The 12245-nt window shown below is 37.5% G+C and carries 11 protein-coding genes; 6 read left to right on the forward strand and 5 right to left on the reverse strand.

Annotation, left to right across the window (positions count from 1 at the left end; all coding sequences use genetic code 11):
• The first annotated feature begins 39 nt into the window (after positions 1–39).
• On the forward strand, positions 40–1404 hold the full coding sequence (gene dnaA, locus MMG00_RS00005) for a chromosomal replication initiator protein DnaA (RefSeq protein ID WP_242149630.1): 1365 nt from the start codon (positions 40–42) through the stop codon (positions 1402–1404).
• Positions 1405–1929: 525 nt separating this feature from the next.
• Here the strand turns inward: dnaA and MMG00_RS00010 are convergent.
• A complete protein-coding gene (locus MMG00_RS00010) occupies positions 1930–2277 on the reverse strand; it encodes a YraN family protein (RefSeq protein ID WP_242149634.1) in 348 nt (115 codons plus the stop codon).
• A 54-nt stretch (positions 2278–2331) separates the two neighbouring features.
• On the opposite strand from MMG00_RS00010, the gene rsmI reads away from it, so the two are divergent.
• The 4 genes from rsmI to MMG00_RS00030 all read left to right on the forward strand — a co-directional run bounded on the left by rsmI (position 2332) and on the right by MMG00_RS00030 (position 6444).
• The gene (gene rsmI / locus MMG00_RS00015; RefSeq protein WP_242149637.1) at positions 2332–3177 is read left to right on the forward strand and encodes a 16S rRNA (cytidine(1402)-2'-O)-methyltransferase; all 846 of its coding nucleotides are present in this window, start codon (positions 2332–2334) and stop codon (positions 3175–3177) included.
• Between the two features lie 5 nt (positions 3178–3182).
• Complete coding sequence (locus tag MMG00_RS00020; RefSeq protein ID WP_242149641.1) at positions 3183–4514, forward strand: MFS transporter; 1332 nt, start codon at positions 3183–3185, stop codon at positions 4512–4514.
• Between the two features lie 224 nt (positions 4515–4738).
• Positions 4739–5509, forward strand: coding sequence for an inositol monophosphatase family protein (locus tag MMG00_RS00025; RefSeq protein ID WP_242149644.1), 771 nt, complete (start codon positions 4739–4741; stop codon positions 5507–5509).
• A gap of 38 nt (positions 5510–5547) precedes the next feature.
• Positions 5548–6444: a phosphodiester glycosidase family protein gene (locus tag MMG00_RS00030; RefSeq protein WP_242149647.1), complete on the forward strand. Its 897-nt coding sequence runs from the start codon at positions 5548–5550 to the stop codon at positions 6442–6444.
• A 214-nt stretch (positions 6445–6658) separates the two neighbouring features.
• Here the strand turns inward: MMG00_RS00030 and MMG00_RS00035 are convergent, their stop codons facing one another.
• From MMG00_RS00035 to MMG00_RS00045, 3 genes are all read right to left on the reverse strand, one after another.
• The gene (locus MMG00_RS00035; protein WP_242149650.1) at positions 6659–8026 is read right to left on the reverse strand and encodes an ATP-binding protein; all 1368 of its coding nucleotides are present in this window, start codon (positions 8024–8026) and stop codon (positions 6659–6661) included.
• Between the two features lie 83 nt (positions 8027–8109).
• Positions 8110–8817, reverse strand: a complete 708-nt coding sequence (locus MMG00_RS00040; protein ID WP_242149653.1) for a response regulator — start codon at positions 8815–8817, stop codon at positions 8110–8112.
• A 287-nt stretch (positions 8818–9104) separates the two neighbouring features.
• Positions 9105–10562 (reverse strand): potassium transporter TrkG, encoded by a 1458-nt coding sequence (locus tag MMG00_RS00045; protein ID WP_242149657.1) that lies wholly within the window; start codon positions 10560–10562, stop codon positions 9105–9107.
• Between the two features lie 266 nt (positions 10563–10828).
• Here MMG00_RS00045 and MMG00_RS00050 point away from each other — a divergent pair, with 266 nt between their 5' ends.
• The gene (locus tag MMG00_RS00050) at positions 10829–11011 is read left to right on the forward strand and encodes a hypothetical protein (protein WP_242149660.1); all 183 of its coding nucleotides are present in this window, start codon (positions 10829–10831) and stop codon (positions 11009–11011) included.
• Between the two features lie 112 nt (positions 11012–11123).
• Here MMG00_RS00050 and MMG00_RS00055 read toward each other — a convergent pair whose 3' ends face one another.
• Positions 11124–12116, reverse strand: a complete 993-nt coding sequence (locus tag MMG00_RS00055) for an NAD(P)H-dependent glycerol-3-phosphate dehydrogenase (RefSeq protein ID WP_242149664.1) — start codon at positions 12114–12116, stop codon at positions 11124–11126.
• Positions 12117–12245: the final 129 nt, after the last annotated feature.

The following is a 12245-nucleotide window of genomic DNA, read 5'->3' on the forward strand; positions in this document are numbered from 1 at the left end:
GAACCTTTACCGATTTTTAGAATTTAGAGTCTTACATTTATGATGAAATTTAGTTGGGAAAATTGCCTGGAAATACTTGCTGCTGAGATGTCAGAAGAAGAGTTCAGTATGTGGATTTCGCCGCTTGAGGTGGTCTTTAAAGAAGATCATGTCATGGTTCTGGCGGCAAATGAGATTGTTCTTAGAGGCGTTCAAACTAAGTTTAAGACATTATTAGAAAATACGATTATTGATGAAAGTGGTTTAGATCTTGAGGTTCGCTATGGTTTAGGAACTGAATCAGACTATGAAGATCATCAAGTTAAAAAACAAATCAAGCGTACGAGCCGTAAGACCGGTCGTGCAAGAACGATTACTAAAGATTCAATTCGAGAGCAATCAATTGAAACGAGTAATTTAAATCCTGATTTTAGCTTTGATAATTTCGTTGAAGGGAAATCAAACCAGTTTGCGTTAGCTGCTTGTGCGCAAGTATCAAAAAATCCAGGGACATCTCATAATCCACTCTTTATCTACGGAAATACAGGTCTTGGTAAAACGCATTTAATGCACGCAGTGGGTAATGCCATCAAAGAGCAATACCCAGATGCACGCTTAATTTACCAACATTGTGATGGGTTTATTGAAGATATTGTTCGTAGTATGCGTAATAATACAATTAATGAACTGCGACATTTCTATCGCACGCTTGATGCATTGTTGATTGATGATATTCAGTTATTATCAGGTAAAGGCGGATCACAAGAGGTCTTCTTCCATACTTTTAATACGCTTTTAGATGGTGGGCATCAGGTGATTTTAACCTGTGATAGATATCCTAAAGAGCTTGAAGCGATGGAAGAGCGTTTAAAATCACGTTTTGCTTCAGGATTAACGGTAGATATTAAGCCACCTGATTTTGAGCATCGTGTTGCGATTTTGGAGCAAAAAGCAGAGGCTTGGGGAGTTGATCTTCCAAAAGATACAAAATTCTTTATTGGGGAGACTGTCCGCGCGAACGTTCGTGAGCTTGAAGGGGCTTTAAAGCAGGTTAATGCAATGGCGTCATTTAAAGGATTGCCATTAACATTAGATATTGCGCAAGAAGCACTTCGTCACTTAGTGGAGATACAAGATCGTCAGATCACTTTAGCGAATATTCAGCGAACGGTGGCAAGTTATTTTGATCTTGATATGAGTGAGATTTTAGGTAAATCCCGTAAGGCCAATATTGTTAGACCGCGCCAGCTTGCAATGTATATTGCGCGGGTACTGACAGATCATAGCTTACCAGAGATTGGGCGAGAGTTTTCACGAGATCACTCAACGGTTATGCATGCATTTGATAAGATCTCTGAAGAGTTAGAGACTAATATCCGTTTAAAACGAGATTTTGAAGCGATCAAAGCTTCCTTATTAGTTTAGTCTGTTTGGGGTTATTGCCAATTAGCTTTAATGGATTAGTAAAAAGAGGATTCAAAAAGAGAAACGATCGTTTCTCTTTTTTCTTTTATAGTAAAATCGGTTTAAGAAAGGCAAGTTTTAAACAGCTGAAGCAGAATTTTAGAAAGTAGGCGAAACATTCCCTCCCGCTTTGTATCGCTATTTTCAAATAAAATCAGAGGTCAAAATTTATTAGTGAGTCATTCTCCTAAAAAGGTTGATGAGCAGCTGGGTCGAACGCTTGCATATTTTTTGAAATTACGTGCCAGCAGTTTTAAACCTTTTTCGGCTTGTATTGGAATTTAATGCGTAATAGCTATATAAACCTATAAAGGTACGTCTTAAACAGTGTTTGCAGGATGCCGGATAGAGCCTATTTCTTATTGTTAATAGCGGATGCGCCGGCATTTAAATCACTCTGTTTTGAAACTATTTCACTCTACAATCTTGTGCTCACAAATTAAATGAAAGGTTTTTCTCCTCCTTCTATTTCCCTTTATGAGAGATTTAAAAGATATTTTTAATCCATTCAATTTTGTAAGGGCTATTGCCGACTACTGTTACAAGATCAATACGTAAAGCTTTATTGGTGGGGTGCTTTTGCAGATAGGTTTCAATTGTTAAACGCATTTTTTTTTGCTTTTGTGGGGTGATAGATTCGGCAGCTAGGGCGAAATATTCATTTTTACGATATTTCACTTCAATAAAGAGTAAAATATTCTCTTTTTCAGCAATGATATCAATCTCGCCAAAGCGGGAGTAGACGTTTTGTTGAAGGATTGTGCATCCTTGCTTTTGAAGATAGTTACAAGCAATTTCTTCCCCAATATTACCGATCATTTTGTGGTTCGTCATTTGAGCATTCTCTTGTTATACTGACTCCTTTCAAGATGGATGAAGAGTAGATTGATGTCAACTTGTTACGTTATCGCAACCCCTATAGGAAACCTTCAAGATATGACGCCGCGAGCGGTGGAAGTCTTAGGATCGGTTAGTGCAATATTTGCTGAAGATACAAGAGTATCTGCTCGGTTATTAGTCCACTTTGGTATTTCATCTCCTTTAATCTCTCTTCATGAACATAATGAGATGAGCCGTGTAGAAAAGATTAAAGACTTTCTCGCAAAAGGAGAGTCGGTTGCGATTATCTCAGATGCGGGGACGCCTTTAATTTCAGATCCCGGATTTACGGTAGTGCGCTCTTTGCGAGAAGAAGGATTTTCTGTGGTTCCTATACCAGGGGTTAGCGCTATTATTACGGCGCTATCTGTGGCCGGTATTCCGACTGATCGTTTTACCTTTATTGGGTTTTTACCTTCCAAAAAAGGGCAAAGACGAACAGAGCTATCAAAATTAAGTCATGTGACACATACACAAATATTTTATGAGTCTAGCCATCGAATTGTGGCGATGTTAGAGGACTTGCAAGAGATTTTTGGAGAATCTCGAGCGATTTTTGTGGGACGAGAAATGACAAAACGGTTTGAAGATTATCGTTACGGCACCGCAAAAGAGTTACACGAACATTATCAAGCGAACGAGGGGGAAGTTCGGGGAGAGTTTGTGGTTGTGACATCGGGTGTTGAAAAGAGAGAAGAAGAAGATTCATCAGGATTAGACTTTTCACAATTATTACAAGTATTAATAGCAGAAAAATTACCATTAAAGCAGATCTCTTTGATCCTTCATAAAGTGACGGGCAGAGCTAAGAACGAGCTTTATCAAGAGTTATTAGCGTTAAAAGATGCGGAGTAATCATCATGCAAGAAAGTGTTAAACAGTCTCACGAATCCCCCAATGATCTTGGGGATAAAACGATGCAGGATGCGAAAGCGCTGCATAAAATGTCAAAATCAGATTGGGGATTAAGTGCGAGATTAGCAGGGCTATTCTCAATTCGGATGCTAGGTATTTTTATTATCTTACCGATCTACTCTCTTTATACTAAAGAATTATTAGGCTCAACACCGATTTTGGCGGGGCTGTTTATTAGTAGTTATGCATTGACTCAGATTATTCTTCAGCCTCTTTTTGGCTCACTTTCTGACTATTTTGGGCGGAAAATTACCATTACGATAGGAATGGGGCTTTTTGTAGTTGGAAGTTTAATGATCGCCTTCACCGACAGTATCTATATTGCAATTTTAGGGCGAGTCATTCAAGGCGCTGGCGCCGTTTCTGCGGTGGTATTAGCCTTTACAAGTGATGTTGTCAGGGAAGAGATTCGTGGGAAAACGATGGCACTTATTGGTGTTAGTATTGGTTTAACCTTTGGTATTGCGATCTTTATTTCTCCGGTAATTTTTGGTTTTTTTGGAGGAACTGGAATCTTCTTGCTATGTGCAATTTTGGGTGTCATTGCGATTTATGTGACGTTAATGCAGCTTCCTAAGAGTGATCAGCATAAAGCCAATAAAAGTAGCCGTTTACCTTTAAAGGTCGCGATTAAAGAAGCTTGGTCAGATAGCGATATTAATCGTCTCTATTTAGGGGCTTTTATGTTGCATCTTATTTTAACTTTAGGATTTACAATTTTCCCGTGGATATTAGAAGCGCAAGGATATTTACCGAAAGAGTCTTGGAAAATTTATGTGCCAAGTTTTCTTCTGGCTATTTTTTTAATGTTTCCAGGGGTGGGGATTGCAGAGCGATTTAGACAATTTAGAATCTTCTTTTTAGCGGCAATTGCAGCACTAGTAATCGCTTTAATAGCGCTAGTTTTTGTTAATGGTTATTGGGCATTACTACTTTATATGACAATTTTCTTTTGGGGATTTAATACCATGGAAGCAATGCAGCCCTCTTTGATGAGCCGCCTTGCGCCTACTCATAATAGAGGAATGGTTATGGGGTTCTTCTCTTCAAGTCAGTTCTTAGGCGCTTCAATTGGTGGAATGTTGGCTAGTGTGATTTTTGGTTACTTCACTTCAATGCCAGTATTATTACTTGGTGCTGGATTATTAGTTTTATGGTTTATTATCGCTTTTCCCATGAAGAACCCTAAAAAACGTGAGGAAAAAAATTCTGAAGAGAATATAGCTGCACCAACAGATCAAAGGGAAGAAGAGCTGTTAGGATCGCCAGATCGATAAATCTTTATATTTAAGTGATGATATTATATAAAAATGCCCGATTGCTGGGGGTTTTCAGCAATCGGGCGTTTTTCTTTTGAAGAAAAAATATTTATGCATACGATTTTGAAGGATGATGCGGTACAATATGGTTCTATTTATGCAACGCCGCATCAGGCAATGCCGTTTTTCTGTGGTAGCGATGGATCGCTATCCTTATATCTTTAAAAACTGAAGAGAGATTCATGAGTTCATTTACCCAAGTTGCAAAGCAAGTTGCGATCGAGTCTGGTCGTACTATTCGTTCAATCTATTATCGTTTAGATCGTTTGAGCCCTGAACAGCGTGCCGATGATGATTTGTTTGTGCAGTTTTACGAGAAGATCGAAGGGGAGTTAATCGAAAACCTTTTAAAACTCTATCCGGATCATTCTTTTTATGCAAATTACCACTCTGGTTTAGTAAATAGTCAGCGTTTCTCTTGGTTTATAGGTGTTAGTGGTGCTGAAAACTTCCGTATTGGTAGCCCTCATTTTTCTATCACAATTGCTTTAGAGATGGATGGAGAGCTTCAGTCTGCTGTTATTTATGATGGTGTGGCTGATAAAATCGTTGCTGAGGCGTCAAAAGGCTTAGGCGTCCTTTCTGAAGATGAGGAGCAGCGTGTTCGTATTGGTAAAAGTGATGGTAAAATCGAAAATGCTTCTGTTTTAACAGCCGTTACAGCGAAAGAAGATGAGATCACACGTTTTACAAAGATGATTCGTGCGACTAAAGTGCAGCGTATTTTAGGGGATTTTGCTAAAGATAGTGCATTAGTAATTAAGGGGCAATACTCGGCTTATTATGCGGCAGGTTTTGATGTTTGCACGCTAAAAGCGGTACAGTTAATCGCGAAAGAAGCGGGTTTTTTAGTGACTGATTATCGTGGTAGTGAAGATGTGGAATCTAGCGGTAATATTGTGATTGCTCATCCAAAACTTATGAAAGAATTGCTTCGTACGCTTCAGATTTAGATGAACCTCAACTTTGTCAGTAGTATAATATGATCATTATGAATACTATTGAGATGACATTGATGAAAAGCTGTTTGCAATTTAAAGGCAATCAAACGTTAAAAAATCAGAGCACTTGTAGATCGCAAGTGACTCTGATTTTTCTATATTCAATGGTTTTAATCTCTCTTTTACTATCTATCTTAGGGAGCGCCTCGGCAAAAGAAGTTCATCAAGGATTAGAGCTTATTGAGCGGCGTTATCAGCATCATCGCTATGTGGAAGCTAGGTTGTCTTTAGAGCAGTTAACGCTTTCACAGCATTGGTTAGATGCTGAAAATAAGGTGCGTTATGGGTCAATTAATAATTTTAATAGCAAGATCCGTCAGCGTGATCAATCACTAATATTTGCTATTAACTCCGGCATTTATACGAAAGAGTATACGCCGCTAGGTCTTTATATTGAAAATAGAAAAGTATTAAATCCTCTTAATTTGGTGAAGTTTAATAAAGGGCAGGGAAACTTTGCCTTGTTGCCTAATGGTGTTTTTTATTTAACAACAGACAATCGCGCATATATTGCTGATACCGATACATTTCACCTGCGATATCAAGGGGATTATCAAACGATTCAGGACGCTGTACAATCAGGCCCTATGCTCTTAATTGATGGGGAGTATAATCCGCATTTTCTTCCAAAATCTGATAGTCTTCGGATTCGAAGTGGGGTTTGTACCATTGAAAATGGTAAGAAAGTCATCTTTGTTGTCACAGAAGATCGTGTGAACTTTTATGAGTTTGCAAGTTATTTTAAAGAGCAGTTACAGTGTCAAAATGCGCTCTATTTAGATGGAACGCTCGCTAGAATGTATATCAATGATCAGCTTTATGGAGCTTCATTTTGGCAGGCAAAGCCTTTAGTCGGGATATGGTCAGTTATTGAGAAAAATCCGTAAAATAAAGAGAAACACTTATTAATCGAGAGCTAATGCGGGTGACAAAAAGATCTGGTTCTATTGATTGGATAAAGCTATTTCACTTTCCATTGCTTAGCGAAGATATTGTGGGATGTAGAAGTAATTATGGATTTAAAAAGGGACTTCTTATTAAAGAAGTCCCTTTTTGATTTAAATGAATGGTGATCAATTAATGTTGACTTAATGCTTTGACTTAGTGGTCTGCGGCATCTAGATGAATTTGCGTGAGAGGGATCTCTATCGTGATCGAAAGCCCGTTATCATTTTTGGCGTTAACAGTACCTCGATGAGATTGTACCATTTGACTCACAATGGCGAGCCCAAGGCCTGAACCACCATAATCTTGGAAACCTTCAGGGCGATCTCCTCGGTAGAAGGGTTCAAAAATTTGAGGAAGGTCTTTTTCTAATACACCAGGGCCATCATCGTGGACATTAATTGAGAGTCTTTGGTTGATGATCTCTGTGCTAACGACAATTTTAGATTTAGCGTAATGAATAGCATTACGAATAATATTTTCTAAGCCACTATGAAATAGTTCTGCATTCACCTCAATTGTAACATTTGGGATCGTATCAAAGATCAGTTCTTTGTTATTTTCAATTGCTTCAAAAGCTGCATCGCTCAGTAAAGGGGAGAGTAGATCGCTTAATTCAAAGGTCTCTACAAGATCTTGATTAAGCATTGTCTGTTTAGAAAGTGCGAGCATAGCTTGAATACGATCTTCAACCAACAGTAAATTATCATTAATGCGTTTTACTTCATTTTCAACTTCTGAAATATTTTTAATTCGGATCAGGCTATTGGCCAATTGAATACGGGTTAAAGGCGTTCTTAATTCGTGCGAAAGATTGGCAAAGAGTCGGTTTTTTTCATTACGAGCGGCATTTAATGAGTCAATCATATGATTTAAACTTCTAGCAAGATAGCGATATTCGATAGGACCTCTAGACTCTAAATATTTATCCGTACTCCAATCTCCTTTACTAATGCGTTCGGTCGCTTTACGAAGATTTTTCATCGGAATGGAGAGTGACCAACTTAAAACTCCTGCAAAAGGGAGGCTAATAAGTAGCATTAAGATAAAAATGAGTGTTGGTGCATCATAAAATCGATTGAGATAGTAGGATTGTGGCAGTGCTTTGACGCTAAGATAGTAAGCACTCGGGTCAAGATTAAAGCGTACAGGGCCAATAATCTCACGATTATCAAGTTCTTGTTGGTAGACTTTATCTGAAGGTAACGTGCTAACTATAAAGTTGATGATAGCTTCATCAGAGAGTTGATGAATGGCATTATAGCGCTCAGAGATATCATCGGGAATCACGATAAGCTCGGTATCATCTTTATAATCTAAATATCGATTAGTCGGCATGCTAAAGAGCATATTGCTGACTTTCGTCGTATAGAATACACGCTCTTTTTCTGGGGTAGGGAGAATTCTTCTTTGATCAAATCTTGGGATTAAGAGTGTTAAGGAGATCATTAAAGCCATGCTAATCCAAATGGTAATAAAGACTCGAACACTTAATCTGTTAAATAATTGGATTCGCTTCTTCATAGGGTCCTTAGTCTTAGCACTATGATTGATTCATGATATGAGAGTATTATATTAATAGCTCATCATATCATGAAATAATAGCATTACTCTAAGAAGAGATAACCTAAGCCATGAACGGTTTTAAACCAAGGCAAGTCATCTTCTCTAGGTGGTAATTTTTTACGAATATTACTAAGGTGCATGTCTATAACACGGTCAAATGTTTGGTGACGTTTTCCTAAGACATTCTTACTAAGCTCATCACGACTAATGGTTTCTCCACTACGCGCAGCCATGTAGTAAAGGATTGCAAACTCAGTACTTGTGAGGTTGATGGGCATACCTTTAAAATTCGCCTGAAATTGTGCCTGATTTAATGATAAACCATGCATTTCAATTAAGGTCGATTTTTCTTGCTCATCGCCTGTTGATTCTGGAACTTGGTTTTGTAGACGCAAACGAGTGCGGATACGAGCAACTAATTCTCTATCATCAAAAGGTTTAGAGATATAGTCATCGGCACCTAGTTCTAATCCTAGAACTCGATCAATGCTATCACCTTTTGCTGAGAGCATAATCACAGGGAGGTTTGGGTGAATTTTACGAATCTCTTTAAGCGTATCCCAACCATTCATTTTAGGCATCATTACATCTAAAATAATGAGGTCTGGTGTTGTATGTTCTAGAAACTCTAAACATTCGATTCCATTAGCACCCACACTAATATCAAAACCTTCATATTTTAAAATTTCAGGAATAAGCGTTTGTAATTCCGCATCATCATCAATAAATAGAACTTTAGCTGATGTCATATTTTAAAGCCTCGTTAATTGTTGTTAGTGAAATCTATCTATGTCATAAAATTCAACTAGTTATCTCTTTAATTAAACAATAAAGTATTTTACTTATAAAGTATTAATATAATACTTATATATTACTTTATGATTTTAATACTTTTTATATAAATTTGCTTAAGATGTTTAAAATTATATGACGTCTATTGTAAATGATGAGAAATTTACTGTAAAATAATTGTAAAGAAGATTGATTTATATAGCAACCTATAAAAATTGTTAATTTTTTTTGTAAAAAGGGAGTTTTAGTTTCGCCAAAAACTAGGGGTGATTAAGACGAAGAGTGTAAAAATCTCCAATCTGCCTAGGATCATTGTAAACATTAGCATAGAGAGTGCGCCAGATGGGAGCTCGCCATAGTTACTAGCGACAACGCCAAGCCCAGGACCTGTGATATTTAAGCAAGCTGCAACTGCAGAAAACGCATCTAATGGGGAGAGGTCAAAGGCCGTCATAATAAGCGTTAAGATTGCTGTGGAAAAGGCATAAATCCCTAAAAATGCCCAAACGCTTCCTAATATATCGTTATGTACAACTCGTTTATTGAGGCGAATAGGGAACTTGCCATGCGGGTGAATTAATAATTTAACCTCACGCATGGCTTGTTTTGTTAAAAGGATAATTCGGATAACTTTCATCCCACCAGCAGTAGATCCCGAGCATCCGCCAATAAAGGTAATAAAGACGATAAGAATAGGGATATAGCTCGGCCATTCACTAAAGTTAGAAATCGTGAGTCCTGTGGTTGTTATCATCGAAATAACGGCAAAACTAGCCTCTAAAATAATATCTCCGATCGAATCAAATACATTGAAGTGATAAAGTCCGATAGCAACAAGAATAATGGCAGAAAGACAAATTGCAAAGAATGCTTTTAGCTCAGTACTTTCAAAGTAGAGCTTGGCATTTTTTTGTCTAAATGCTAGAAAGTGGGTCGTAAAGTTGATAGAGCTAATGAACATAAAAATAATAGCCGCAATATCTATAAATTTACTATTAAAATGACCAAGGCTATCATCATAATTTGAGAAACCTGCCGTTGCTACAGTGGTAAATCCGTGAGTAATTGCATCAAATAGATCCATTCCGCCCATATAATAAACGAAGATACATGCCATTAAAAGAAGTAGATAGACAGACCAGAGATTTCTAGCGGTTTGTGCGATCCGGGGGGTGAGTTTATCCTCTTTAATAGGGCCAGATACTTCTACTTTAAAGAGCGCCATTCCCCCCATTCCTAAAAGAGGCATGATGGCAACGGCCAAGATAATGATTCCCATCCCACCAAAGAAATGCAGTTGGGTTCGATACCAGAGAATTGATTTAGGAAGATCTTGAAGATTTTTTAAAACTGTTGCGCCAGTTGTGGTAAACCCTGATGTTGCTTCAAAAAAAGCATGAATGATAGGGAGCTCAACTGCCGGAGAGATGATGAGGGGTAAAGAGCTAATGCAACTTAAACTTGTCCAGAATAGAGAGACAATTAAAAAGCCATCTCGAGTTTTAAGATTCCCGTGGGTTTTACGAAAGGGAAGCCAAAGAGATAGCCCTAGAATAAGGGTAATTAGGAAGGTGATAAAGAAATACTTTGCTTGTCCATCATTATAGATATAAGAGATAACGATGGGAATTAAATAGGTAAAGCTAAAACTTGTGACAAAAATCCCAATGACCTTGAAAACAAGTGTAAGTTGATTGCGCATGGCGCTTAATCTCTCAATGCAAACAAAGAGATAATTATAACCATTTTTTGGCATAAGCAATACTAAAATTGCGAACTATTATAAAAATAATTTAAAAACAGTTAGTTGATAATTATTTTATAGGGGATAGAAGATTAACTATACTCGTGGAGGGATCTTGCTTTTTGCTGATAAAAAGTACAAAATAAGCGAGACTAACTAATTAATAGGTTAGTTAGTATAAAAAAATCTCTAACTATTTTAATTTATTTTTAAGGAATAATATAATGAAAAACTTAGTAAAAGTTTCAGCATTAGTTGTGCTTGGTTCAATCGCAGTAGGTTGCTCAACACAAAATATCGAAGCAAAAGCAGATGAAGCATTAAGAACTGCAAATGAAGCAAAAAGCATCGCTCTTGCAACTCAAGCACAATTTGACAAATATTTTACAAAAACACGTTATAAATAAGGTGTTTTTTAGTGAAGGTATAGATCTCTTCACGGTATAAAAAATAAAAAGCGTGTCTTTAATAAGATACGCTTTTTTTATGGGGCTTTTTTAGTCTAATGAATATTTTCGTTTATTCTATTTTTTGCTCTCGCGATAATAGTTGTCTTAAAGAGGTGTTCGGTAAAACATTTTTATGAAGGATTTTATAAACTTGCTGGGCTATAGGGAGATCAATCCCCATCGTTTCTCCAAGCTCATAAATATTTTTGACAATATTTGCGCCTTCTACTACTTGTCCAACTTCTTCAAAGGCTTCATTAGTTTTAAGACCTTGTCCTAGATAGAGCCCAAAGCGTCTATTACGAGATTGGTTGTCGGTTGCTGTTAAAACAAGATCTCCAAGCCCTGCAAGCCCCTTAAATGTCTCAGGATCGCCTTGTAAAGCAATTCCAAGGCGAGTCATCTCTGCTAGCCCTCGGGTGATAAGTGCAGCCCGGGCATTAGCACCAAATCCTAATCCATCTGAAATCCCTGTCGCTATTGCAATGACATTTTTATAAGCGCCAGCTAACTGAACTCCTTTGATATCAAGATTGCCATAAACTCTCATATTATCGTGATGAAAATAGGGAATGACCGCTTCTAATTCCAGTTCATTTTTTCCAGCAATTGCGATAGCTGTCGGATAAAGTTTAGCGACCTCTTTGGCAAAGCTTGGACCTGATAAAACCGTAAAGTTAGCATTAGGGAATGTTTGGTAAAAGGTATCACTTAAGAAACCATTAGTTGAATGATCTAAACCCTTTGTTGCAGAGACAACTGGTGGAAGTTTAGGGAGTTGAAGTTTTTGGAGCTTTTGCAGCATCTCGTTAAAAGCCGTAGAAGGTGTTGCGATTAAAATAATATCTGCGTTTATCACCGTTTCATTAAAGTCTTCAAAAAGTGAGATAGAATCAGGAAAGGGGGTCTCCGGTAAAAAGCGTTCGTTTAATCTTAAGGCGCGCATTTCTGCAACGTGTTCTTTGTTGTGACTCCAAAGATTGACCGAGTGTTTTGCCGCAAGATGAATAGCGAGTGCTGTTCCCCATGATCCGGCACCAATAACAGCAATTGTTTTGTTCATTCAATCTCTCCTGCATTTAATCTATAGGTATTTAATAGAAGCATTTAATTGTGAAATGGATTTATAAAAAAACTTGAAGTGATATTTTTAGTTTTATGAATTATAACATAGGGGTTCTAGGGAGGAATT

Origin of the sequence: Ignatzschineria rhizosphaerae, assembly GCF_022655595.1 — a bacterium.
Lineage (GTDB): Bacteria > Pseudomonadota > Gammaproteobacteria > Cardiobacteriales > Wohlfahrtiimonadaceae > Ignatzschineria > Ignatzschineria rhizosphaerae.

Excerpts from the sequence above, each read along its gene's own strand:
- dnaA (WP_242149630.1), top strand. The coding sequence starts at position 40 with ATGATGAAATTTAGTTGGGAAAATTGCCTGGAAATACTTGCTGCTGAG.
- MMG00_RS00010 (WP_242149634.1), bottom strand. The coding sequence starts at position 2,277 with ATGACGAACCACAAAATGATCGGTAATATTGGGGAAGAAATTGCTTGT.
- rsmI (WP_242149637.1), top strand. The coding sequence starts at position 2,332 with ATGTCAACTTGTTACGTTATCGCAACCCCTATAGGAAACCTTCAAGAT.
- MMG00_RS00020 (WP_242149641.1), top strand. The coding sequence starts at position 3,183 with ATGCAAGAAAGTGTTAAACAGTCTCACGAATCCCCCAATGATCTTGGG.
- MMG00_RS00025 (WP_242149644.1), top strand. The coding sequence starts at position 4,739 with ATGAGTTCATTTACCCAAGTTGCAAAGCAAGTTGCGATCGAGTCTGGT.
- MMG00_RS00030 (WP_242149647.1), top strand. The coding sequence starts at position 5,548 with ATGAATACTATTGAGATGACATTGATGAAAAGCTGTTTGCAATTTAAA.
- MMG00_RS00035 (WP_242149650.1), bottom strand. The coding sequence starts at position 8,026 with ATGAAGAAGCGAATCCAATTATTTAACAGATTAAGTGTTCGAGTCTTT.
- MMG00_RS00040 (WP_242149653.1), bottom strand. The coding sequence starts at position 8,817 with ATGACATCAGCTAAAGTTCTATTTATTGATGATGATGCGGAATTACAA.
- MMG00_RS00045 (WP_242149657.1), bottom strand. The coding sequence starts at position 10,562 with ATGCGCAATCAACTTACACTTGTTTTCAAGGTCATTGGGATTTTTGTC.
- MMG00_RS00050 (WP_242149660.1), top strand. The coding sequence starts at position 10,829 with ATGAAAAACTTAGTAAAAGTTTCAGCATTAGTTGTGCTTGGTTCAATC.
- MMG00_RS00055 (WP_242149664.1), bottom strand. The coding sequence starts at position 12,116 with ATGAACAAAACAATTGCTGTTATTGGTGCCGGATCATGGGGAACAGCA.